At 67.2% G+C, this 20,948-nt stretch carries 24 protein-coding genes; 15 read left to right on the top strand and 9 right to left on the bottom strand.

Annotated features, from left to right (window positions below; all coding sequences use genetic code 11):
• Positions 1-36: 36 nt before the first annotated feature.
• From ACFOYU_RS02500 to ACFOYU_RS02470, 7 genes are all read left to right on the top strand, one after another.
• The gene (locus tag ACFOYU_RS02500) at positions 37-255 is read left to right on the top strand and encodes a helix-turn-helix domain-containing protein (protein ID WP_377032280.1); all 219 of its coding nucleotides are present in this window, start codon (positions 37-39) and stop codon (positions 253-255) included.
• Positions 256-413: 158 nt separating this feature from the next.
• On the top strand, positions 414-1,307 hold the full coding sequence (locus ACFOYU_RS02495) for a TylF/MycF/NovP-related O-methyltransferase (RefSeq protein ID WP_377032279.1): 894 nt from the start codon (positions 414-416) through the stop codon (positions 1,305-1,307).
• Positions 1,308-1,376: 69 nt separating this feature from the next.
• Positions 1,377-2,333: a CAP domain-containing protein gene (locus ACFOYU_RS02490; protein ID WP_377032278.1), complete on the top strand. Its 957-nt coding sequence runs from the start codon at positions 1,377-1,379 to the stop codon at positions 2,331-2,333.
• Between the two features lie 86 nt (positions 2,334-2,419).
• On the top strand, positions 2,420-3,148 hold the full coding sequence (locus tag ACFOYU_RS02485) for a DUF4142 domain-containing protein (RefSeq protein ID WP_377032277.1): 729 nt from the start codon (positions 2,420-2,422) through the stop codon (positions 3,146-3,148).
• A gap of 118 nt (positions 3,149-3,266) precedes the next feature.
• Positions 3,267-3,884: a hypothetical protein gene (locus tag ACFOYU_RS02480; protein ID WP_226737581.1), complete on the top strand. Its 618-nt coding sequence runs from the start codon at positions 3,267-3,269 to the stop codon at positions 3,882-3,884.
• Between the two features lie 191 nt (positions 3,885-4,075).
• Entirely contained in the window at positions 4,076-5,164 is a 1,089-nt protein-coding gene (locus ACFOYU_RS02475; RefSeq protein WP_226737579.1) for a TRAP transporter substrate-binding protein, read from the top strand.
• Between the two features lie 111 nt (positions 5,165-5,275).
• Complete coding sequence (locus ACFOYU_RS02470; RefSeq protein WP_377032276.1) at positions 5,276-5,440, top strand: hypothetical protein; 165 nt, start codon at positions 5,276-5,278, stop codon at positions 5,438-5,440.
• A 60-nt stretch (positions 5,441-5,500) separates the two neighbouring features.
• Here the strand turns inward: ACFOYU_RS02470 and ACFOYU_RS02465 are convergent, their stop codons facing one another.
• Complete coding sequence (locus tag ACFOYU_RS02465) at positions 5,501-6,370, bottom strand: DMT family transporter (RefSeq protein ID WP_226737575.1); 870 nt, start codon at positions 6,368-6,370, stop codon at positions 5,501-5,503.
• Positions 6,371-6,606: 236 nt separating this feature from the next.
• On the opposite strand from ACFOYU_RS02465, the gene ACFOYU_RS02460 reads away from it, so the two are divergent.
• The gene (locus ACFOYU_RS02460; protein ID WP_377032275.1) at positions 6,607-7,497 is read left to right on the top strand and encodes a YihY/virulence factor BrkB family protein; all 891 of its coding nucleotides are present in this window, start codon (positions 6,607-6,609) and stop codon (positions 7,495-7,497) included.
• A gap of 54 nt (positions 7,498-7,551) precedes the next feature.
• Here the strand turns inward: ACFOYU_RS02460 and ACFOYU_RS02455 are convergent, their stop codons facing one another.
• Positions 7,552-9,495 (bottom strand): bifunctional 2',3'-cyclic-nucleotide 2'-phosphodiesterase/3'-nucleotidase, encoded by a 1,944-nt coding sequence (locus tag ACFOYU_RS02455; protein ID WP_377032274.1) that lies wholly within the window; start codon positions 9,493-9,495, stop codon positions 7,552-7,554.
• A gap of 169 nt (positions 9,496-9,664) precedes the next feature.
• Positions 9,665-10,819, bottom strand: a complete 1,155-nt coding sequence (locus ACFOYU_RS02450) for a PLP-dependent aspartate aminotransferase family protein (protein ID WP_226737591.1) — start codon at positions 10,817-10,819, stop codon at positions 9,665-9,667.
• Positions 10,820-10,891: 72 nt separating this feature from the next.
• On the opposite strand from ACFOYU_RS02450, the gene ACFOYU_RS02445 reads away from it, so the two are divergent.
• Entirely contained in the window at positions 10,892-11,404 is a 513-nt protein-coding gene (locus ACFOYU_RS02445) for a TspO/MBR family protein (RefSeq protein ID WP_319004808.1), read from the top strand.
• Between the two features lie 13 nt (positions 11,405-11,417).
• Here the strand turns inward: ACFOYU_RS02445 and hpt are convergent, their stop codons facing one another.
• On the bottom strand, positions 11,418-11,984 hold the full coding sequence (hpt, locus tag ACFOYU_RS02440; RefSeq protein ID WP_226737593.1) for a hypoxanthine phosphoribosyltransferase: 567 nt from the start codon (positions 11,982-11,984) through the stop codon (positions 11,418-11,420).
• A gap of 349 nt (positions 11,985-12,333) precedes the next feature.
• Here hpt and ftsE point away from each other — a divergent pair, with 349 nt between their 5' ends.
• Both ftsE and ACFOYU_RS02430 read left to right on the top strand, forming a co-directional pair.
• Positions 12,334-13,002, top strand: a complete 669-nt coding sequence (ftsE, locus tag ACFOYU_RS02435; RefSeq protein WP_226737937.1) for a cell division ATP-binding protein FtsE — start codon at positions 12,334-12,336, stop codon at positions 13,000-13,002.
• Positions 13,003-13,007: 5 nt separating this feature from the next.
• Positions 13,008-13,982, top strand: a complete 975-nt coding sequence (locus ACFOYU_RS02430; RefSeq protein ID WP_226737595.1) for an ABC transporter permease — start codon at positions 13,008-13,010, stop codon at positions 13,980-13,982.
• A gap of 9 nt (positions 13,983-13,991) precedes the next feature.
• Here ACFOYU_RS02430 and ACFOYU_RS02425 read toward each other — a convergent pair whose 3' ends face one another.
• Positions 13,992-14,180, bottom strand: coding sequence for a hypothetical protein (locus ACFOYU_RS02425; RefSeq protein ID WP_226737597.1), 189 nt, complete (start codon positions 14,178-14,180; stop codon positions 13,992-13,994).
• Here ACFOYU_RS02425 and ACFOYU_RS02420 point away from each other — a divergent pair.
• The 3 genes from ACFOYU_RS02420 (at position 14,179) to ACFOYU_RS02410 (ending at position 16,220) form a co-directional block, all read left to right on the top strand.
• Positions 14,179-14,823: a YdcF family protein gene (locus ACFOYU_RS02420; protein ID WP_226737599.1), complete on the top strand. Its 645-nt coding sequence runs from the start codon at positions 14,179-14,181 to the stop codon at positions 14,821-14,823. The two genes, ACFOYU_RS02425 and ACFOYU_RS02420, sit on opposite strands and share 2 nt — an antisense overlap.
• A gap of 134 nt (positions 14,824-14,957) precedes the next feature.
• Complete coding sequence (locus ACFOYU_RS02415) at positions 14,958-15,725, top strand: lysophospholipid acyltransferase family protein (protein WP_377032273.1); 768 nt, start codon at positions 14,958-14,960, stop codon at positions 15,723-15,725.
• 60 nt (positions 15,726-15,785) lie between these two features.
• Positions 15,786-16,220: a hypothetical protein gene (locus tag ACFOYU_RS02410; protein WP_226737603.1), complete on the top strand. Its 435-nt coding sequence runs from the start codon at positions 15,786-15,788 to the stop codon at positions 16,218-16,220.
• Here the strand turns inward: ACFOYU_RS02410 and ACFOYU_RS02405 are convergent.
• Positions 16,217-16,774 (bottom strand): gamma-glutamylcyclotransferase, encoded by a 558-nt coding sequence (locus tag ACFOYU_RS02405; RefSeq protein WP_226737605.1) that lies wholly within the window; start codon positions 16,772-16,774, stop codon positions 16,217-16,219. The genes ACFOYU_RS02410 and ACFOYU_RS02405 overlap by 4 nt on opposite strands.
• 77 nt (positions 16,775-16,851) lie before the next feature.
• Here ACFOYU_RS02405 and ACFOYU_RS02400 point away from each other — a divergent pair, with 77 nt between their 5' ends.
• Complete coding sequence (locus ACFOYU_RS02400; RefSeq protein WP_226737608.1) at positions 16,852-17,901, top strand: DUF2125 domain-containing protein; 1,050 nt, start codon at positions 16,852-16,854, stop codon at positions 17,899-17,901.
• Here the strand turns inward: ACFOYU_RS02400 and ACFOYU_RS02395 are convergent.
• From ACFOYU_RS02395 to ACFOYU_RS02385, 3 genes are all read right to left on the bottom strand, one after another.
• The gene (locus tag ACFOYU_RS02395) at positions 17,895-18,842 is read right to left on the bottom strand and encodes a prephenate/arogenate dehydrogenase family protein (RefSeq protein ID WP_377032272.1); all 948 of its coding nucleotides are present in this window, start codon (positions 18,840-18,842) and stop codon (positions 17,895-17,897) included. The genes ACFOYU_RS02400 and ACFOYU_RS02395 overlap by 7 nt on opposite strands.
• Complete coding sequence (hisC, locus tag ACFOYU_RS02390) at positions 18,835-19,944, bottom strand: histidinol-phosphate transaminase (protein WP_226737612.1); 1,110 nt, start codon at positions 19,942-19,944, stop codon at positions 18,835-18,837. Before hisC ends, ACFOYU_RS02395 begins: the two co-directional genes overlap by 8 nt.
• Positions 19,945-20,112: 168 nt before the next feature.
• The gene (locus ACFOYU_RS02385) at positions 20,113-20,946 is read right to left on the bottom strand and encodes a chorismate mutase (RefSeq protein WP_226737614.1); all 834 of its coding nucleotides are present in this window, start codon (positions 20,944-20,946) and stop codon (positions 20,113-20,115) included.
• Between the last annotated feature and the right edge of the window lie 2 nt (positions 20,947-20,948).

The following is a 20,948-nucleotide window of genomic DNA, read 5'->3' as shown; positions in this document are numbered from 1 at the left end:
AAACTTCGTCCAACGAACAGCCCACTTCCCTTGTGCATGGATATGCGCAAGCTCGTCGGACAGAACTTCGCCCGCATCAGGCGCGAAAAGGGGCTTACCCAGGAGCAGATCGAGGAACGCTCAGGGTTCAGCCAGCAATATCTCAGCGGGCTCGAGCAGGGTCGCCGCAACCCGACGGTCGTGACCCTCTACGAGTTGGCCCAGGCCCTCGGGGTCAGCCACCTCGACCTGTTGAAGCCGGTCCCTTCGAACTGACGGCAACACCGCCTGCCCTAGAGGCTTTCAGCTTCCCACAGAGAGCCCCTGCCCTACTGCCATCGGACTAACCCTCAGTTCCGTTCTAGGAATCAGGTCCGGTGCCATAAGCTCCATCGCCAAAAAAGGAATCTTATCACCGGAGCGGGACAGGCATCATGACCAAGGCAACGGGCGCGCAGGCGCGAGATATCGAACTCTCACGGCCGCGGCAGGCGGAGAGCGGGCCGGGGCTGCTGACGCGGCTGTGGCGCAGGACCTTTGCCAAGGCCCATCTGCTGCCGCGCGCGCTCGCCTTCGTCAACGATCCGTCCATCGGCCGCGACTACGGAATCGGGCGGCGCGAGAAGTTGCGGCTGCTCCTCACCTTCGCGCGCAACATCCGTTCCGTCGAGAACCTCTGCACCGTGCCGGAGCATCTGGAACTCGCGGCGGCGATCCTGCGGCTGCCGCGCACCATGCCGGGGGACGTGGTGGAATGCGGCTGCTACGTGGGCAGCATGTCGGTCAATCTCTCGCTTGCGTGCAAGCTGGCGGGCCGCCGGCTGATCATCTGCGATTCCTTCCAGGGGCTGCCGCCGCCGAAGGATTACGACCGTGCGCACCACGCGGTGCATACGGGACACACCGACGAGTACTGGGAGGGCCGCTTCGCCGCCTCCCTCGATCTGGTGAAGGACAACCTGCGCCGCTACGGCGCTCTCGACGTGTGCGACTTCGTCGTGGGCTTCTACGACGAATCGCTGAAAGACTTCGACCGTCCGACGGCGCTTGCCTTTCTCGACGTGGACCTGATCGATTCCGTGAAGCCCTGCATCGAGGCGATCTGGCCCCGGATGGCGCCGGGCAGCCGCATGTACGTGCACGAGGCGCGCAACCTGCCCCTCGTGGCGGTGTTCTACGACAACGCCTATTGGCGCGCGGCCGTGGGACAGGACGCGCCGGGCTTCGTCGGCGCCGGCACGGGCCTGCCGCTCTCGGCCCATATCGGCTCCGAGATCGGTTACGCCCAGAAGGGCGCTGAGCGCGAGCGGCTCCAGGCCGCCGCCTGAGCGGAGAACCTTCGGAACATCGTCCCACACGCGAAGTTGGCCCCGCATCTGTCAAGGAAAGGCCGCGCCATGCTTCGCCCGTTGATGCCGTTCGCCCTCTGTCTTCTGCTGTCCGCGTTCGGCATGTCCGGCGCGGCGACCGGCGCGGAGACGGGGGATCTCGAACGGCTGCGCCAGAGGGCGCTGGAGCTCGTCAACCAGGAGCGGCGCGACCAGGGCCTCGAAACCCTCACCCTGGGCGCCTCCCTCAACGAAGCGGCGCAGAAGCACGCCGAGGACATGCTTGCGCGGAATTACTATTCCCACGTCTCGCCCGAAGGCGACACGGTCCGCGACCGCTACACGGCGGCGGGCGGCAGCCGCTGGAAGGTCGCGGCGGAAAACATCGCCCGCTGCCAGGGCTGCGATTCCCCGCCCACGGTCAGCCGGGTGGAGGAACTGCACCAGGGTTGGATGAACAGCCCGGAGCATCGCGAGAACATCCTCCGGCGCGGCCTCGACACGTTCGGCTTCGGCATCGTGGTCGGCGACGACCGCACCCTCTATGCGGTCCAGACCTTCGCCGGGGCGGGAACGTCGCGGGATCAGCAGCCGCAGGAAGATATGAGCGCCCTCGCGCCCGACCGGCAGAATGCCCTGGCCGTGCAGGAGATCAACAAGGCGCGGGAGGCGCAAGGCGTGCCCGCCCTCGAGACCGACCCCGCCCTCGCCCAGGCGGCCGCCAACCTTCTGCCGGAGCAGGACCTGGCCTCCTTCGAGGCCAGCCGCCTCGACAACTTGATGCAGGCCCTGCCGGACGACGCCCGCACGGATTGGAGCAGCCTCGGCGTCATCGTCGGGTCCTGCGGCGGGTGCGGCACGGTGCCGAACGCCGCCGACATCCGCTCCTTCGTCGATCAATGGCTCGACCAGCCCGAATACCGCGACCGTCTTCTCGACCCCCGCTTCACGGATGCGGGCTTCATCGTCCGTGCCGACGGCGACGGCCTGAAGCGGGCGCTGCTGGTCCTGGGGCAGCGGCGCTGAGGCCGCCCGACGAGGCCCGGCGCACGCTGAACCAAACCTCGCCTGCGAACGTTCGGCTTTCACCTTACCTTCGCAGGAGAAACGTGATGTCGCGCCGTCTCGCCATCGTCGGCCTCGCCGCCGCCTTCAGCCTTCCGGCTCTCGCCCAGCAGGTTCAGCAGAACCAGGCGATCCCCTATTCCGTGAATCCGGTGCCGGCCGAGCAGCAGCTCAACCCGGAGCTGGGACAGAATGCGCGCCAGCGCGAGCAGCGCACGCAGCAGGGCGGTGCGCCGCAGGATACCCGCACGCCCATGCGCCAGGGCGACGCGAGCGCGCCGGCCAGCATGGGACAGCAGCAATCCCAGGCCGACCGCGAGTATGTGCGCCAGGTTCTCGCCGCCAGCACCGTCTCGTTGCAGGAGGCCAATTTCGCCCTCAGCAAGGCCCAGCACCCGCGCGTGAAGCGGTTTGCCGAATTCGAGGCGGCCGAGCAGACGATGCTCACCGAAATCATGCACTCCTTCGCCGATCCGGCCGCCACGGCCTCCACCACGCAGGGCGCCCGGGCCGCCGCCTCCACGGCGCCGGTTCTGCCGCCGGAGAGCGAGGCTGCGATGCAGCGGATGTCGCAGGCCCAGCCCGGTCCCGCCTTCGACCGCGCATTCGTCGCGATGCAGATCGACGGTCACCAGAAGCTGCTCTCGATCCAGGAGCAATACCTGCAGAACAACCCGGGCAACCGGGAACTCGCCAACGTGGCGAAGCTCGCGCGCAACCAGATCCAGGAGCATTTGGCGCTGCTGCAGAACATCCAGGGCGAGCTTGGCCGGTAAGACCTTTTTCCGGTGCTGCGGTTGATCGCTGTGGCGCCGGAACCCCCTCTCCGGAAAGGACGTTGGCCTTCACGAGATGCGGGCATCCGGCCCGCCCAACACGAAGAGAGGAATCCCCATGGCGCAGGACAAGCGGGGCCGTCCCCCTGAACCGGATGTGGATGAGGTCATGGACGATCTGGTCCGGAACGAGACGGGCGACGATTTCGTCGCCGGCCCGACCGCTCGCAACGATATCGGCAACACCAAGCGCGCCGCGGCGAAAGCCAGCGGCATCATGGGCGCCTCGAAGAAGCTCGATCCCGATCTGGACATCGATCATATCGATGACGGCCGGGTGACGAGCGGATCGGCCGCCGGCATCCACGGGTTCAAGGAGGTGCCGCCGGAAGAAGGCGCCGACGATGCCCGCATGACGATGTCGAACGCGGAAATCGCCGAGGGCGTGAACACCACCGCCATCAAGAGCCCGGCCCAGCGTTCGGCGCGGACGGATGCTCCCACCGGCCCCAACGGCATGAGCGGCAACGCGATGGACCGCAAGCGCGTGCCCGCCCCGGGCAACGCGGTGGACGTGCCCAAGGGCACTCTCGTGCGCGGCCACCCGACCGCGAGCCAGTCGGGCAGCAAGTCCCTGTCCTCGACAGGCGACGAGAAGCCGCCGAAGCGCTCCGGCCGGGCCGGCGGGCCGCAAGGCCAGCGCCCCCTGTCGAAGGGCGGCAGCGAAGAGCGCTGATCCCCGTCCCGCTCACATCCCATCGGGGCGGGAGGCGAAAGCCTCCCGCCCCTTTTTCATGCGCCTGACGCATATGAGGCCATCGTCAAAGACATATCGGCTGAAGATCGGGTGACACCGGACCGCCTCTCCCTTTATGGATCGTTCGGCCGCGCCGAAGCGGGCGCAACAAAAGGTGTGAGGAAACGTCCATGGATAGAAGAAAAGTTCTCAAGGGTGCAGGACTGGCCGCAGCCGCCGGAGTCGTGGCTTCGCCCGCGATCGCGCAGGCGCAGCCGGAGATCCGCTGGCGCATGGCCTCGGCCTATCCGAAGAGCCTCGACACCCTCTTCGGCGCCGGCGAGATGATCGCCAAGCGCGTGGCGGCCGCCACCGACAACAAGTTCCAGATCCAGCCTTTTGCTGCGGGCGAGATCGTCGGCGCGCTCCAGACCCTCGACGCCACGCAGAACGGCACCGTCGAGTGCTCCTACACCCTGTCGAGCTTCTTCATCGGCAAGGACCCGACCTTCATGTTCGACACCTCCGTGCCGTGGGGCATGAACGTGCGCCAGCACAATGCCTGGATGTACTACGGCGGCGGCCTCGACCTCGTTCGCGAGTTCATGAAGGATTACAACGTATTCCCGATTCCGGCCGGTCAGACCGGCGCCCAGATGGGCGGCTGGTTCCGGAAGGAGATCAAGACGGCCGAGGATCTCAAGGGCCTCAAGATGCGCATCGCCGGCATGGGCGGCCAGATCATGGCGAAGCTCGGCGTGGTGCCGCAGGTGCTGGCCGCAGGCGACATCTATCCGGCGCTGGAGCGCGGCACCCTCGACGCGGTCGAGTTCTCCGGCCCGCACGACGACGAGAAGCTCGGCTTCGTGAAGGTTGCCCAGTACTACTATTATCCCGGCTTCTGGGAAGGCGGCGCTCAGCCCTCGCTCTACGTGAACATGGACAAGTGGAACTCCCTTCCGGAGCACTACAAGGCCATTCTGGAAGCCGCCTGCGCGGAGGCCAACGCCATGTGCGTGGCGAAGTACGACGCGCAGAACGCGGAGGCGATCCGCCGTCTCGTCGGACAGGGCGTGCAGCTGCGGCCCTTCCCGAAGGACGTGATGGAGCAGAGCTACAAGGAAGCCTTCAAGCTCTACAACGAGATCGCGGCCTCCAACCCGAAGTTCAAGAAGGTCTACGATTCCTGGAGCGCCTTCCGCGAGAAGGAGCTGACCTGGTTCCGCATCGCGGAGCTGCCCTTCGACTACTTCGTCAATTCGCAGCCGATCCAGCGCTGATCGGAAAAGGGGCGGCGCCTGGGCGCCGCCCTTCGCTTTTCGGGATCGGAGTGGGAACTGACGCGTTGTCTTTCCGAGAGGGGCCATCGCCGCCCTGCAAGGAGAAACGGCATGAACGACAAGCAGCGCGATCAGGAATCGCAGCAGAAGGAGACCGGCAAGAAGGACGACAAGCTGCCGGAAAACTCCAAGAAGCACCTCGACGAGAAGCTCGACGAGGGCGTGGAGGAGACCTTCCCCGCCAGCGATCCGGTTTCCGTGAAGATCACCAAGTAAGATCGAGACATTCGGCCGGGCCCCGGAGCCTCAAGCCCGGGGCTTTCGTTCGTTCGGCCGTCAGCTCCGGCTCGCCACCGCCACGCCGAGCGCGGCCAGGGCCATCCCGACCATCTGGATCAGGTTCAGGGTCTCGCCGAACAGCACGAAGGCCATGAGCGCCGCCACCGGCGGCACGAGGTAGAGCAGCGTCGCCACGCCCACCACCGCCCCCTGGCGGATCAGGTAGAGCAGCAGCCCGATCGCTCCGATGGACAGGCCGAACACGGCCCAGGCGAGCGCGCCCAGGAGCGGCAGAGTCGGATCCATACGCCCTTCTTCCGTCAGCAGCACCAGCGGCGCCGTGACGGCGGCCGCGCCCATGTACTGGATGACCGCGTTGACGCGCAGATCCATCGTGCCGCCCGTGCGCTTCTGCCAGATCGTCCCCAGGGTGATCGACAGCATCCCTCCCAGGCAGACCAGGAGCGCCAGGGGCGGCACCCCGCCGTCTCCCAGCTTGGGCAGCACCACCAGGGAAGCGCCGACGAAGCCGATGCCGATCCCGGTCCAGCGGCGCAGGGACACCGTCTCGCCGAGGAGCGGCCCGGCCAGGATGCCGGTGACCAAAGGCTGCAGGCCCGCCACGAGGGCCGAGATGCCTGCCGGAAGGCCGTTCTTCACGGCCCAGAACACTCCGCCGAGATAGAAGCCGTGCAGCAGGGTGCCGGCGATGAGGCTGTTGCGCCAGTCGCGGAAGGTCCGTGGGAGGGACGCCCGGGCGGCCGCCACGATGAGGCCGAGGACCAGGATGGCGAGCAGGTAGCGCACCAGAAGGAAGGTTAGCGGCTCCGCGTGGGGCGCTACGACCCGGGCGACGATGAACCCGGTCGCCCAGATCACGACGAAAAGGGGCGGCGCCAGGCGGATGAGAAGGTTCGCGGAGGACATGAATGAGTTTCCCGGTCCCTGAGGCGAGTAGCGGACGGGTCGCGCAAGTTCAATCGGATCCTGCGCCGGTCCGGCGGGTTCCCTGCAGGGGATATGCGCCCGGAGGCGGTCCGCGGGCGGGAAAACGGCGCTCCAGGGTTTGAGCTTCGCCGGGCGCGTCTTAGAACCTGTAGGGGCGGCAGGGGCGTTTCTCTCGTCGGGATCGCTCCAACTCCTGCCGCCCGGAGACATGTCCGTTGAACCGTCTGCGCCTCTATTTCGAGATTTTCTCGATCACCGCCAACCGCTTCGTGCTCCACGATGCGTGGGCGATCGCGAGCCATATCGCCCTGTCGGTTCTCACCTCCATGTTCCCGTTCCTCATCCTGATGACGGCGCTGGCTGGTCTCTTCGGCTCCGGGTCTCTTGCCGACGAGGCGGCCGACATCATCCTCGAGGCCTGGCCCCGGGAAATCGCGGAGCCGATCGCCAACGAGGTCCATCAGATCCTCACCGGGCGGCGCAGCGACGTGCTGACCATCGGCCTCGTCCTCGCCCTCTACTTCGCATCCAGCGGCGTGGAGAGCCTGCGGGTCGGCCTCAACCGCGCCTATGGCGTCCGCGAAACAAGGGCATGGTGGCTCACGCGGCTGGAATCCATCGCCTTCGTCATCGGCGGCGCCTTCGTGATGCTGGCGCTCGCGCTGCTGGTCGTGCTGGGACCCTTCGTCTGGCGCGGCATCCTCTACTGGGTGCCTGCGCTCTCCGTCTTCTCGGAGGTGATCAACTTCCTCAGGCTCGGCGTCGCGACCGTCGTCATCGTGGCCGGCCTCCTGATCGCGCACAAATTCGTCCCCGCCGGCCGGCGGAGCTTCCGCGCGGTGCTGCCGGGCGTGGGCGTGACGCTCCTGCTCTGGCTTCTCGGCGGCCTCGTCTTCGGCTGGTACCTGGAATTCTTCCCCGGCGCCTATGCCTCGACCTATGGCGGCCTTGCCACCGCCATGGTGGCGCTCATCTTCCTCTACACGCTCGGGGCGATCTTCCTGTTCGGCGGCGAACTCAACGGCACGATCATCCTCGCCAAGCGCCGGCGCCTGAACGCGGAGCCGAAATCCCCACACATGACCGACGTCATCACCATGCCCTGAATGCAAACGGCCAGGCAGAGCCTGGCCGCTGCAATCGCGACGGTGCGCCGCGGATCAGCTCACGATGCGGTACTTCACGAAGCCCTCGGGCGCGTCGCCCACCTTCTCCACCTTGATGCCGGCAGGCTGGTAGGCGGCGGCGTTGGGGCCGGTGGTGAAGGTCATGGTGACGTTGGCGGGCGTCACCAGCGACCAGGAGCCGTCGGCCTTCGGGGCCACTTCCTTGCGGTCGATGATGTAGCGCATGATCGCGTCGCGGGTGAGGTCCGGAGCGTCCAGCACGATGGTGCTGCCGTCGTTGCCGGGGAAGTTGCCGCCGCCGCCCGCGCGGTAGTTGTTGGTGGCGACGATGAAGACCTGGTCGTCCGTCACGGGCTTGCCGTTATAGGTCAGGTCCTTGATGCGGCGCGCATCCGGATTCACGAGCTTGCCGTCGTTGTCGTAGCGCGAGGCCTGCGTCGGGTCGATCCGGTACTGAACGCCCGCGATTACGTCGAAATTGTAGGCCGGGAACTTCGGATTGATCAGGTCCTGCTCGCCGCCCTTGGCCGGGTCGATTTGGTTGTAGATACCCGCCGAGCGCTCCAGCCACTCACGCACCTGGGCGCCGGTCACCTTCACCGCCCGGATGGTGTTCGGGTAGATGTAGATGTCCGCCATGTCCTTGATGGCGAGCGGGCCGGGCTTGATCTCGGTGAAGTAGTTCGGACCGCCACGGCCGCCGGCCTTGAAGGGCGCCGCCGCCGAGAGGAGCGGCAGGTCCTTGTATTCCGTGGTCTTGAGCAGGTCCGCCACGTACCAGGATTGGGCGTCCGCCACGAGCTTCACGGAAGCGTCGTCGGCCACCAGCGAATAATAGGAGTGGATCGGCACCGACGTGGAGCCCACCGGCTCGCGGACGTATTTGAGCGTCGCGTCGTGATCGGCCTGCACGGCCGCGATCACCGCCGCCTCGGACTCCACCTTCGGCACCACCTTGCGGTCGATGCGCTCGTAGATCGGCCGCGCCTCGGTGCGGAAGTTCGCGACCTTCCAGGCATTGCCCTCCCTGGTCAGTTCGAGATCGACCACGCCCAGGTGGCTGCCCCAGAAGCCGGCCATGACGGCGGGCTTGCCGTGGAGCGTGCCGGCCTTCGCGTCGACGCCCTCGATGTTGTTGAACTCCTTGCCGCCCGGGAACACGAAGTGCTGGTGGCCGGTGAGGATGACGTCGATGCCGTCGACGCGCGCGAGGTGCAGGGCCGCGTTCTCCTCGCCGCCCTTGCGCTCGCCGCCCGCGATGCCGGAATGGCAGAGCGCCACCACGATGTCGGCCCCGGCCTTCTTGAGCTCGGGCACGTGCTTCTCGGCCGCGTCGACGATGTCGACCGTGGTGGCCTTGCCGTCCAGGTGGCCCTTGTCCCATTGCACGATCTGCGGCGGCACGAAGCCGATGACGCCCACCTTCAGCTTCTGCTTGGCGCCGGCCTCATCGGTGACCTCGCGGTCGAGGATGAGCCAGGGCTTGAGCATGGTCTCGCCGTCGGCCTTGATCACGTTGGCGCAGACCAGCGGGAATTTCGCCGCGCCGAGCGAGTTCTGCAGGTATTCGAGGCCGTAATTGAACTCGTGGTTGCCAAGCGTGCCGCAATCGTAGTTCAGCACGTTCATGGCGGCGACCATCGGGTGCACGTCGCCCTTCTTCATGCCGCGCCGATAGGCGACGAAATCGCCCAGCGGAGAGCCCTGGATCATGTCGCCGTTGTCGAAGAGCAGGCTGTTCTTCGCTTCCGCCCGCGCCGCCTTCACGATGGTGGCGGTGCGCGCCAGACCGACGGCGTCGTCCTTCGCATCGCGGTAATAGTCGTAAGGCAGGATGTTCACGTGGAGGTCGGTGGTCTCCATGATGCGCAGCTTCACGACCGGGCCAGCCGCCCATGCAAGCTGGGGCATTCCGGTGAGAGCGGCCGCCGCCACGCCGGTCTGCAGGATCCGGCGGCGGGTGAGGGTCGATGTCATGCTGACATTCCTTTGATGAAACAGCGTTCGCGTAGCAGAGAACAGCACAACTTTTGTGACAAGGGCAAGTGAGCCGGCTAGGGACGTTTCCATTTGCATGGAAACTCCTCTCTTCTTTGTTTTGCCGCGCTTTTTGACGGCGAACCGGATCCACCTCGCCGAGAGCGCTCTAAGCGGATCTCAGGGCCTCGTCGAGATCCTGGAACAGGTCGTTGACGTCCTCGATCCCCGTCGACAGGCGCAGGAGGTCCGGCGGGCACGGGGTGCCCGGTCCCTCGATGGAGGCGCGGTGCTCGATGAGGCTCTCCACGCCGCCGAGCGAAGTGGCGCGCTTCCAGAGCCGGACCCGCGCCGCGGTGCGGATCGCGGCCGCCTCCCCTTCATTGAGCTGGACGGACAGCATGTAGCCGAACCCGTCCTCCATCTGCCGGGCGGCGATGTCGTGGCCCGGATGCTGCGGCAGGCCCGGATAGAGCACGCGGGCGATCTTCGGGTGATCGGACAGGCGCTCGGCGAGCGCCATGGCGCTGCGGGACTGGGCGGCCGCGCGCAGGTGCAGCGTCCTCATGCCGCGCATGAGCAGGTAGGCCTCGAAGGGCCCGAGGATGGCGCCCTGCATCTTGCGGATCGAGGCCACCTTCTCCCAGAACGCATCCGCCTTGGCGCCCGCGAGCGCCCCGGCCACCACGTCGGAATGGCCGTTGAGCACCTTGGTCGCCGCATGCATCACGATGTCGGCGCCCAGCGTCAGGGGGCGGGTGTGGATGGGCGAGGCGGTGGTGGAATCGACCGCGAGCCGGGCGCCCGCCGCATGGGCGATCTCCGCCGCGCCGGCGATGTCGGTGATGGTCCAGAGCGGGTTGGAGGGCGTCTCGACCCAGACGAGCTTGGTGCGGCCGGGGACGACAGCCTTGCGCAGGGCGTCGAGATCGTCCGTCTCGACGAAGTCGACGGCCAGGCCCCAGCGCACGGCCTCGGTCATGAGCCAGCTGCGCAGGGCCCAGTACATCACCTTCGACGCCACGATGTGGTCGCCCGGGTTGAGGGCCTGGAACACGGCGGTCGCCGCCGCCATGCCGGACGAGAACAGCAGCGCTCCGGCCTCGGCTTCCTCGAGCATGGCGAGCACGCCTTCCGCCTCGCGCACCGTGGCGTTGTCGGGCCGGCCGTAGACGAAGCCGGAGGAATAGGCGTTGTCCTCGTCGCGGATATAGGTGGTCGCCACATGGATCGGCGGCACCACTGCCTTCGTGATCGGATCCACATGGCCCATCGCCTGTGCGGCGAGACTGCGTTTGGACCATTGCGGGCGCGAAGACGACATGGGAACCTCCGGGGGCAGGATGAGATTGGGCGAAAAGAACAGCGAAGCTCATCCCATAAAGGGAATTGCGACATGATGCATCCAGGCCAATCCACTTTGGCCGGCGGGCCGACGCCACCTGTCCAACGTTTTCTGATCGCGGTCCTGCCCGTGGTGATGGTCAGCGTGGCGGGAAGCCTCGTGACGACACCCAGCATCCCGACCTGGTATGCGGCGCTCGAGAAGCCATGGTTCACGCCGCCGAACTGGCTCTTCGCCCCGGTCTGGACGACGCTCTACGGGATGATGGCCTATGCGATCTGGCGCATCCTCTCGCTGCCGCGCGAGCAGCCGGGCCGCAGGGCCGCCGTCACGGCCTTCTTCGTGCAGCTCGCCCTGAACTCCCTCTGGTCCTTCGCCTTCTTCGGCGCGCGGAGCCCCGTGGCGGGCCTGATCGTCATAGCGGCCCTGATCGTGGCGATCCTGGCGACGATCCGCGCCTTCTGGCCGCTCGACCGGGTCGCGGCCTGGCTCCTCGTGCCCTATCTCGCCTGGGTGGCCTATGCGACCGCCCTGAACGGGGCGATCTGGTACCTCAACGGCTGAGGCGGCTTTCGGCTCAGGACTTGTCGAACAGGTCCGGTTCCTGGTTGGCGTGGTCGACCACGCCGACGAAGGGAAGCTGGCGGTAGGAATGCGCGACGTCCATGCCGTAGCCGACCACGAACAGGTCGGGGCAGGTGAAGCCCACGTAATCGGCCTCGATGCTCACGGCGCGCTTGCCCGGCTTCTCCAGCAATACGGTGGTCGAAACCTTCTTCGCGCCCCGGGCCATGAGGAGGTCCTTGGCGAAGGTGACCGTGCGGCCGGATTCCAGGATGTCGTCCACAAGCAGCACGTCGCGCCCGCGCACGTCGCTCTCCACGTCGCGCAGGATGGTGACCTGACCGGAGGAGACCGTTCCGTCGAGATAGCTCGACAGGTGCACGAACTCGACCTGGGGCTCCAGCCCGACCCGGTGCAGGGCCCGGATCAGGTCGGCGGCGAACATGAAGCTGCCTTTGAGGACCGCCACCACGAGGAGGTTCTCCGGCTTGGAATCCGCGATCTCCCGGGCCAGCTCCTCGATGCGCTGGGCGATTGTGTTTTCGTCGAAGAGAACCCGGATGCGGGGAGAGGCAGTCATCGTCAGCTAATCCAGAATATACGCGGCTTTGGGGTCGCGGGCATCGCGAAGAGATCCCCCTTCACGACCATGGCCCGGCGGGGAAGTCAAACGGACTTAACGTCTCCCGCCCCCAAGGTCGAGAAAAGAACCCGGGACAATTCACCTCCTGATAACCATTCCATAGGATCGTGGGCGCGTCCTGCCGTCGCGGATCGCTGCCGCGGATTTGTTGGCGCGCAAGGGATAGAGACGATAAGCATGGCGAATCGCATCGCGGCGGAAAGCGTCCGCCGTGGTTTCATCCACCCCATGAAGGACGGCTCGGGAGCGCGTGAAGGCGTTTTACGACAACGACGACGATGAGAGCATGGCGCCGGCCGTGCATTTCGAGAATGTGGGCGTGCGCTACGGCATGGGCCCCGAGGTCCTGCGCGACCTGACCTTCTCCATCGAGCCGCACTCCTTCCAGTTCCTCACCGGCCCGTCGGGTGCGGGCAAGACCACCCTGCTGCGGCTGATCCTGCTGTCGGTCAAGCCGACCCGCGGGCTGATCTCCCTGTTCGGGGAGGACGTCTCCCGGATCTCCAAGGACGAGTTGACCGACCTGCGGCGGCGCATGGGCGTCGTCTTCCAGGACTTCCGGCTCCTCGACCACCTGACCACCTACGAGAACGTGGCGCTTCCCCTGCGCGTGCAGGGCAAGGAGGAGGCGAGCTACCGCAACGAGGTCGTGGAGCTCCTGCGCTGGGTGGGTCTCGGCGACCGCATGCACATGCTCCCGCCCGTGCTGTCCGGCGGCGAGAAGCAGCGCGCCGCCATCGCCCGCGCCCTCATCGTGCGCCCGGACCTTCTGCTCGCCGACGAGCCCACCGGCAACGTGGACCCCTCCCTCGCGCGGCGTCTCCTGCGCCTCTTCATCGAGCTGAACCGGCTCGGCACCTCCGTGGTCATCGCCACCCACGATTTCAGCCTCATGGATCAGCTGAACGTGCGCCGCCTCGTGCTCGGGGACGGGCAACTTCATATCGACGAGTGAGCCCGATGAGCGATCTTCCGCCTCCGCGCTCCTCGAAGCCTCCGCCACAGCAGCAGGGTCAGAGGCCGCTGCCGGCCTCGCTCCGGCGCAACGCCCCGCTCGTCCCGGTCGATTCGGCCGGAGGCCGCGCCCTGGCGGCCGTCATCGCCATCCTGACCTTTCTCGCCGCCCTGTGCGCCGGCGGAGCCGAACTCGTCGCCACCAGTTCCGAGCAGTGGCGGTCGGACATCGCCCGCGAGGTGACGATCCAGGTCCGGCCCAACGCCCAGCGCGCAATCCAGGCCGATGTGGACCGGGCGGTCGCCCTCGCCCGCCAGACCCCGGGGGTGCAGGACGTCCAGGCCTTCACCCGCGAGGAATCCGAGCGCCTGCTCGAGCCGTGGCTCGGCACCGGCCTCGATTTCGACGACCTGCCCGTGCCGCGCCTCATCGTGCTCAAGCTCGAAGCCCGTGCGAGGCCCGATTTCGGGCCGCTCCGGCAGGCCCTGAAGGAGCAGGTGCCCGGGGCGACCCTGGACGACCACGCCCTCTGGGTCTCGCGCCTGTCCACCATGGCGAACACCATCATCGGCATCGGCGCCGCCCTCGTGGTGCTGGTCCTGGTGGCGGCGGGCCTGGCCGTCACCTTCGCGACCCGGGGCGCCATGGCCGGAAACCGCGACGTGGTGGAGGTGCTCCATTTCGTGGGCGCCAGCGACGATTTCATCGCCCGGGAGTTCCAGCGGCGGTTCTTCAAGCTCGGCCTGCGCGGCAGCGCCGCCGGAGCCGGCGCGGCCCTGCTGCTCACCGTTCTCCTGGGCTTCGTCACCCGGTCCTGGCGCGCGAGCCCGGCCGGCGACCAGATCGAGGCCCTGTTCGGCACGTTCAGCATCGGCTGGCGCGGCTATGCCATCGTGGTCCTGATCGCGCTGGCGGTGGCCGTCATCACCGGAATCGTCTCCCGCCTGACCGTGAGACGCTTTCTTAACGGAAATGGTTGATGGTCATGGTTACCAGTGGATAAAACGGGTTGCCTCTCCCTTGCCGCATTCTGCATTATCCTCGGCTGAGATGACCTCGCAAACGCAGAGCGTGGCGACTCTGAGCGCCAGAGACACCAGTGAAGCCTTGGGTTGGGGCTGGACCATGTCGGGATCGCCTTCGGTACCTGCCAGGCGGTCGCCGATCAGGCGGGCCATGAGGTGGGCCTTCTACACCGTGGCGGCCGGCCTGATCCTTGGATTCCTCGGCTTTCTCTGCTTCGTCTACTCCCTCGACCGTTTCGAGCAGAAGCCGGAGACCCGCGCGGACGGCATCGTCGCCCTGACCGGCGGCGCCCAGCGGATCGGCGACGCGATCGACCTTCTCGCCAAGGGCTATGCCAAGCGGCTCCTGATTTCGGGCGTCAACGAGAGGACCAGCCGCGAGGAGATCGCCCGCCTCAACCCGGGACAGCGCCGCCTCTTCGACTGCTGCGTGGACCTGGACTACCGGGCCCGCAACACCATCGGCAACGCCATCGAGACCCGCCGCTGGGCGGAGCAGAACCAGTTCGACGCCCTGATCGTGGTCACCTCGAACTACCACATGCCGCGGACCCTCGTGGAACTCGACCACACCCTGCCGAACCTGCAGAAGATCCCCTATCCGGTCGCCGCGACCATCGATCCCCACGACTGGTGGCGCAACGCCTCGACCGCGCGGGTGCTCGTGTCCGAATACCTGAAGTTTCTGGCCGTCTGGGTGAGAACCCGCTTCGAGGACGATCCGGAGCATTCGCCGGTGGTCCAGATCATCAGCCGGCCGATCCAGCACGTGGCGGCCGAGCCGCAATGGCGCTGAGGCGCCTGCGACCGGGCAAATCCGTGCTCGCCTCGCGCCGGAGCGCGTGCTAACCGGATCCACTTTTCCGCACGATGCTCTAAGGTGGGCGCTCGCGGAGCTCGAAGCTCCGCTTTTCATTTTCCATGAAAGCCATGCTCGTTCTCCGCTCCCTGCTGTTCAACACCGCGTTCTATCTCAACCTCGTGCTGTGGCTGATCCTGCTGCTCCCGTTCCTGCTGCTGCCGCGCCGGACCTTCATGAGCGCGGCCAAGCTCTGGGCGCACACGTCCCTGTGGCTGCTGCGGGTGATCGCCGGCACGAGGATCGAGGTCCGGGGGCGGGAGAAGATCCCTGCGGGAGGCATTCTCATCGCGTCCAAGCACCAGTCCCTGTGGGAGACCTTCGCGCTCCTGCCCCTCTTCGAGGACCCGGCCTTCATCCTCAAGCGCGAGCTCATGTGGATTCCGTTCTTCGGCTGGTACACCTGGAAGGGCGGCTCGGTGCCGGTGAACCGCAAGGCGGGCTCGCAAGCCCTGATCCAGATGACGGCGCGCGCCCGCGAGGAGGCCCGTCACGGCCGTCAGATCCTGATCTTCCCCGAAGGGACCCGCCGGCCGGCCGGGGCCCCTCCCGCCTACAAGTTCGGCGTGGCCCATCTCTACCAGAACCTCGGCGTTCCCTGCCTGCCCGTCGCGCTGAATTCCGGCCTCTACTGGCCCAGGCGCCGCTTCATCCGCCGCCCGGGCACCATCCGGGTCGAGATCCTCGATCCGCTTCCGCCGGGCATGCCCCGCGATGCCTTCTTCAAGGAGATGCAGGACCGGATCGAATCGGCCTCCGACCGGCTCCTGACGGAGGGACGCAAGGAACTCGGCCTCGACCAGCCGGCCGGATCCGCCGCAAGCTTGTCCAAAGCCTGACATCACAAGGGGTCGAGCGATCCTTGACGTTTTGCCCGAGAGTTCTTACATTAAGAACAAATGGCGAACAAGCGAACCATATCATGGTCGACGGCCATGCGGGATCTCCGTCAGGAACGGACGCGGAGGACTGACGTGCGTGAGGAACGGTTGCGAGCGACGGCAGGCCTCCACTCGGCACTCGCCCTGAGTTCATGGCGCGGACGTTCGGGCCGCCGCTACATCGTCGGGGTCCACCCTCTCAACGAGAGCGAGATCCTGAACGTGACGAACGCGGTCATCCTGGCGGTGCGCCGGGACGAGACCGGCACGGCGCGGGTCATCGACGTGGCGACCGCCAGCTCCCACCCGAGCGAGCAGACGCGGACCCGCTGGGTCGGCCTGGTCCAGGCGCGCGGCGCGACGGAGATGCACGTTCACCGGCTCGCGGAAAGCGAGGCGCAGCGCCGGGCCATCCTCGAGGACCTGCGCGAGGACGAGAGCCAGGCCTCCTAGGCAAGTCCGTCGTCGTCTTCGGAATCCTGAGCAAGCGTCCGGGTGATCCGCTCGAGCAGCGGATCGACGATGCCCATTCCCAGAAGGTGCTCGTGGGTGGAGCGCACGTAATCCGGATTGAGCCCCGAGACGCCCTTTCCCTGGCGTACCAGACCCAGGACATCGTCGAAGGACAGTTTGCCCGCATATTGCCCATGCTTGCGATCCGCCACATAGCCCAGGGCCCTGACGCTCCGGCCGTCGTCGAGCCGCACGGGCAGGCGCCGTTCGAGATAGACGGCGGTCGCCTGCTCGCGCTCCCTCAGGTAGTGGATGGTGGCCTCGGCCTCTTCGGGAGCCACGCGGAACGCGACCCCATGACACCGCCCGCCCCGGTCCAGGCCGAGCACGAGGCCCGGCTGGTCGGGCGTGCCGCGATGGACGTGCGAGAAGATGCAGAGCGACCGGTGATAGCCGTAGAGATGGGCGTGACGGCGTTCGATATACGGGAAGCCGGGTCGCCACATGAGCGAACCGTAGCCGAAGACCCACAGATCGTCGGTGGTGTTGTCCATATCCGCCAGCGTGCCCGAACCTTGCCTGCTTCCGGCGCTACCAGTTACCAAGAGGCGAGACAACAGGAGAAAAGTGAATGGATGAAGCCGCTTCCGCCGGGAATGCTCGCCACAGTCGTTTCTGGCTCTACACGCCCTTCGTCCTGCTGCTCCTGCTGGCGGTGGCGTGGAGCGTCGGCTGGTTCGTGATCCGCAACCGGGCGGACGAGGCCCTCGACACCTGGCTCGCGGCCGAAGCCCGGGCCGGGCGCCAATGGACCTGCCAGGACCGGGCCATCGGCGGCTATCCTTTCCGGATCGAAGTGACCTGCGATGCTCTGACCCTGCAGCAGGGAGCCGTGACCGCCTCCTTCGGGCCGGTGGAGGCGGTGGCGCAGGTCTATCAGCCGCGCCGGGTGATCACCGAGATCCAAGGTCCCTTGCGGGTGACGGACGGAACCGTGACGGTGCAGGGCTCCTGGGATCTCCTGCAGACCAGCCTCAATCTCGCGCCGGGCGGCCTGCGGCGCCTCTCCCTGGTGGCCGAAGCACCCAACGTCACGGTCACGGGCCTTCCTGCGGGCGAGATCGCGGCCGCCGGTCAGCACCTGGAACTCCATGCCAGGCCCAATCCCTCCCGGAGCGCCGAGAACGCCTACGATGTGGCGCTCTCCGTCAGACAGGCGCGCATCCCCCTGGCCGACGCCCTGGTGGGCGGCACGGAAGCCACCGATCTGGAATCCGACGTGACGGTCACGCAGGCCGAGGGCTTCCGCGGGCGTCCCCTGGCCGAGGAGCTCGAGCGCTGGCGCAGCGCCGGCGGCAAGCTCGACGTGCTGATGCTGTCCCTGGCCAAGGGCTCCCGCCGCCTGGAGGCGAAAGGCGAGCTGCGGCTCGACGAGGAACACCGCCCCGAGGGCCAGCTCGCCCTCTCGGCGGCGGGGCTGGACGGCCTCCTGGGCAACGTGATGGGCCGGCGCAACGGCGCGCTCCTCAGCGCGCTTCTGGGTCAGGGCGGGGGAGCCCCCGCGGGACAGGCGAATGGCCGCCCGGCGCTTTCGCCGCTTCCGCCCGTCCGCCTGGACAACGGGCGCCTCGCCTTCGGCCCCTTCGTCATCCCCAACGTCACGCTGCCGGCGATCTACTGATCGCCGCGGCGGCGGCCGAAATCCGGCTCCGGCGTTTCCTGCCCTTCCGAGATGATCCCGCGGCGGATGGCCCGGGTGCGGGTGAAGAGGTCGAACAGCTTGTCGCCCTCGCCCCAGCGGATGGCGCGGGCCAGCAGCGCGATGTCCTCGTTGAGGCGGCCGAGCATTTCCAGCACGGCCTCCTTGTTGTGCAGGAACACGTCGCGCCACATGGTCGGATCGGAGGCGGCGATGCGGGTGAAGTCGCGAAAGCCGCCGGCCGAGAACTTGATCACCTCCGACTGGGTCACGGTCTCCAGATCCGCTGCCGTGCCGACGATGTTGTAGGCGATGAGATGCGGCACGTGGCTGGTGATGGCGAGCACGAGATCGTGGTGCTGCGCCGTCATGATCTCCACGTTCGAGCCCATGGCGGACCAGAACGCGCGCACCCGCTCCACCGCCGCTTCGTCGGCGCCTTCGGGGGGCGTCAGAATGCACCAGCGATTGAAGAACAGGGTCGAGAAGCCGGCATCGGGGCCGGAATGCTCCGTTCCCGCCACGGGATGGGCCGGAACGAAATGCACGCCCGCAGGCAGATGGGGCTCGACCTGAGCCATCACGGATTTCTTCACCGAGCCCACGTCGGACACGATGCAGCCGGGCTTGAGCCCTTCCTTCATGGCGTCAGCGACGGCCCCGCACGCCCCCACCGGCACGCAGAGGATGACGAGATCGGCTCCGTCGACGCCGGCGGCGAAGTCGGACGTCGCCTCGTCGGCGATGCCGAGCTCGCGCACCCGCGCCAGCACCGCCTCGTTCCGGTCGACGGCCACGATCGTGCCGGCAAGGTTGAGGTGCCTCGCCGCGCGGGCGATGGACGAGCCGATCAGCCCGAGGCCGATCAGCGCGACGCGTTCGAAGAGCGGCGTCGTGCGGGGAGGACCGAGACGCTCAGGCATCTTGCTTCCGGCCGCTCAGGAATTCGCGCAGGGTTTCGACCACGAGGCGGTTCGCCTCCTCGTCGCCGATGGTGAGCCGCAGGGCATGGGGCAGCCCATAGGCGTCGATCCGGCGCAGGATGAGGCCGCGGCTCGAAAGGAACGCGTCGGCCTCCTTCGCGGTCTTGCCGGCCTCCTGCGGGAAGTGGACCAGCAGGAAGTTGCCGACGCTGGGCGTGACCTTCAGGCCAAGCGCCTCGAGCTCCTTGGTGAGCCAGGCGAGCCACTGCTCGTTGTGGGCGATGGCCTTGCCCACATGGAGGTCGTCCTGGATCGCCGCGATGCCGGCGGCCATGGCCGGGCCGTTGATGTTGAACGGACCGCGGATGCGGTTGACCGCGTCGACGATATGGGCGGGAGCCACCATCCAGCCGAGGCGCAGATTGGCCAGGCCGTAGATCTTCGAGAAGGTGCGCATCATCACCACGTTCTCGGAGGTGGCGACGAGTTCGAGCCCCGACTCGTAGTCGTTGCGGCGCACATATTCCGCATAGGCCGCATCGAGCACGAGCACCACGTGGGGCGGCAGGCCCGCGTGCAGGCGCTTGACCTCGCTGAAGGGAAGATAGGTTCCGGTCGGGTTGTTCGGGTTCGCCAGGAAGACGATCTTGGTCTTCGGCGTCACCCGCGCCAGGATCGCGTCCACATCCGCATGGTAGTCCTTCTCCGGCGCGACCACGGGCGTGCCGCCCGCCGCCAGGATCGCGATGCGGTAGACCAGGAAGCCGTGCTCCGAGAACAGGCCCTCGTCGCCAGGCCCCACATAGGCGTTGGTGATCAGCGACAGGAGCTCGTCGGAGCCGGCGCCGCAGACGATCCGGTTCGGATCGAGGCCGTACTTCGCCGCGATCGCCTCGCGCAGCCTAGTGGCCGAGCCGTCCGGATAGAGCTCGAAATGATCGGCTCCCCTGATGGCCTCGACGGCCTTCGGCGAGGGGCCGAGGGGGGTCTCGTTGGAGGAGAGCTTGTGGATCTTCGCGACCCCGGCTCCGGCATTGCTCTTGCCGGGCACGTAGGCCTCGATCTGCATCACGCCGGGACGGGGTTCGGGACGGGCGGCCATGGATTCGGGTTCCTGCAATCGATCGGTTCGGAGTGGCTCTAGAGCATCGTGCGAAAAAGTGGATCCGGTTTTTCGACGAACGATGCTCTCATCCATAGAGAAAGCATCGGATTGAGCCCAAAAGTGCAAGTCCACTCTTGGGTCCGATGCTTTAGCGCAGCTTGCGGTTCATTTCACGCGGAAACGTTCGGCATGGATGCCGACTTCGGCCAGTTGCGACAGGCTGGCGCCCGCTCCGGTCAGGGCGTCGTGCAGGCGCGCGGGCTCGACAGTGCCGGGCACGGCGATGAGCTCCGACAAGCCGTTGGCGTCGGCGGCGCTCGCCACCACCTCGCCCCCAAGCTCCGCCACCGCCTCGTTGGCGCCCCGGTGCCAGCGCTCGAACTGCGCTGCGTAGAGCACCACGTCGCGCAGGGACGTGTCCGCGAGCGGCTTCGAGATCACGAAGACCGGAGTGCCGGCCGGGTGGTCGGGCCGCTCGATGAAGGGAAGCCGGGCGATGATCTTGGGCCGGTCCCGGTCGGCGAGCGTCCGCCACCAGGCGCCGCTGGTCGCCCCCTGGTCCAGCCGGAAGATGCCGAGATCCCCGCGCGAGGCCGCCACCGCCTCGATCACCGCCGCCGCGCTCGGATGGGTGAGATAGGGCACCGTGAAGCCGAAATGGAACCGGGCGGAATCGCGCATGGGCGCGTCGCCCGCCGAGACGTCCGCATGGACGGAATAGGGCGCCTGGACATAGGTGAAGGTGGCGATGATGACCCGCCAGATGCCCTCCACCGTGTCGAGCGGCAGGAGGCCCTGGTGGCGCTCCGCCAGCGCCCGCATCATCGAGGCCTCGCGCCCGGGCCGGAAGGCGGAGCCGGATTCGGACGTCTTCTTCACGGCGATGAGGCGGTCGATGATGGTCCCGCGCTCCATCAGGAGCCGGTGCATGGTCTCGTCGATGCGGTCGATCTCCTGGCGCAGATCGGCAAGGGAGGGAGCGGGCTTCTCGGTGGACATGA

It is taken from the genome of Microvirga sp. GCM10011540 (assembly GCF_042650665.1).
GTDB lineage: Bacteria > Pseudomonadota > Alphaproteobacteria > Rhizobiales > Beijerinckiaceae > Microvirga > Microvirga lenta.
Note: the sequence above shows the minus strand (reverse complement) of the source record. Positions and strands in the feature narration are given on the sequence as shown.

What these genes read in the sequence shown, in the direction of transcription:
- ACFOYU_RS02500 (WP_377032280.1), top strand. Translation starts at nt 37, where the DNA reads ATGGATATGCGCAAGCTCGTCGGACAGAACTTCGCCCGCATCAGGCGC.
- ACFOYU_RS02495 (WP_377032279.1), top strand. Translation starts at nt 414, where the DNA reads ATGACCAAGGCAACGGGCGCGCAGGCGCGAGATATCGAACTCTCACGG.
- ACFOYU_RS02490 (WP_377032278.1), top strand. Translation starts at nt 1,377, where the DNA reads ATGCTTCGCCCGTTGATGCCGTTCGCCCTCTGTCTTCTGCTGTCCGCG.
- ACFOYU_RS02485 (WP_377032277.1), top strand. Translation starts at nt 2,420, where the DNA reads ATGTCGCGCCGTCTCGCCATCGTCGGCCTCGCCGCCGCCTTCAGCCTT.
- ACFOYU_RS02480 (WP_226737581.1), top strand. Translation starts at nt 3,267, where the DNA reads ATGGCGCAGGACAAGCGGGGCCGTCCCCCTGAACCGGATGTGGATGAG.
- ACFOYU_RS02475 (WP_226737579.1), top strand. Translation starts at nt 4,076, where the DNA reads ATGGATAGAAGAAAAGTTCTCAAGGGTGCAGGACTGGCCGCAGCCGCC.
- ACFOYU_RS02470 (WP_377032276.1), top strand. Translation starts at nt 5,276, where the DNA reads ATGAACGACAAGCAGCGCGATCAGGAATCGCAGCAGAAGGAGACCGGC.
- ACFOYU_RS02465 (WP_226737575.1), bottom strand. Translation starts at nt 6,370, where the DNA reads ATGTCCTCCGCGAACCTTCTCATCCGCCTGGCGCCGCCCCTTTTCGTC.
- ACFOYU_RS02455 (WP_377032274.1), bottom strand. Translation starts at nt 9,495, where the DNA reads ATGACATCGACCCTCACCCGCCGCCGGATCCTGCAGACCGGCGTGGCG.
- ACFOYU_RS02450 (WP_226737591.1), bottom strand. Translation starts at nt 10,819, where the DNA reads ATGTCGTCTTCGCGCCCGCAATGGTCCAAACGCAGTCTCGCCGCACAG.
- ACFOYU_RS02445 (WP_319004808.1), top strand. Translation starts at nt 10,892, where the DNA reads ATGATGCATCCAGGCCAATCCACTTTGGCCGGCGGGCCGACGCCACCT.
- hpt (WP_226737593.1), bottom strand. Translation starts at nt 11,984, where the DNA reads ATGACTGCCTCTCCCCGCATCCGGGTTCTCTTCGACGAAAACACAATC.
- ftsE (WP_226737937.1), top strand. Translation starts at nt 12,334, where the DNA reads ATGGCGCCGGCCGTGCATTTCGAGAATGTGGGCGTGCGCTACGGCATG.
- ACFOYU_RS02430 (WP_226737595.1), top strand. Translation starts at nt 13,008, where the DNA reads ATGAGCGATCTTCCGCCTCCGCGCTCCTCGAAGCCTCCGCCACAGCAG.
- ACFOYU_RS02420 (WP_226737599.1), top strand. Translation starts at nt 14,179, where the DNA reads ATGAGGTGGGCCTTCTACACCGTGGCGGCCGGCCTGATCCTTGGATTC.
- ACFOYU_RS02425 (WP_226737597.1), bottom strand. Translation starts at nt 14,180, where the DNA reads ATGGCCCGCCTGATCGGCGACCGCCTGGCAGGTACCGAAGGCGATCCC.
- ACFOYU_RS02415 (WP_377032273.1), top strand. Translation starts at nt 14,958, where the DNA reads ATGCTCGTTCTCCGCTCCCTGCTGTTCAACACCGCGTTCTATCTCAAC.
- ACFOYU_RS02410 (WP_226737603.1), top strand. Translation starts at nt 15,786, where the DNA reads ATGGCGAACAAGCGAACCATATCATGGTCGACGGCCATGCGGGATCTC.
- ACFOYU_RS02405 (WP_226737605.1), bottom strand. Translation starts at nt 16,774, where the DNA reads ATGGACAACACCACCGACGATCTGTGGGTCTTCGGCTACGGTTCGCTC.
- ACFOYU_RS02400 (WP_226737608.1), top strand. Translation starts at nt 16,852, where the DNA reads ATGGATGAAGCCGCTTCCGCCGGGAATGCTCGCCACAGTCGTTTCTGG.
- ACFOYU_RS02395 (WP_377032272.1), bottom strand. Translation starts at nt 18,842, where the DNA reads ATGCCTGAGCGTCTCGGTCCTCCCCGCACGACGCCGCTCTTCGAACGC.
- hisC (WP_226737612.1), bottom strand. Translation starts at nt 19,944, where the DNA reads ATGGCCGCCCGTCCCGAACCCCGTCCCGGCGTGATGCAGATCGAGGCC.
- ACFOYU_RS02385 (WP_226737614.1), bottom strand. Translation starts at nt 20,946, where the DNA reads ATGTCCACCGAGAAGCCCGCTCCCTCCCTTGCCGATCTGCGCCAGGAG.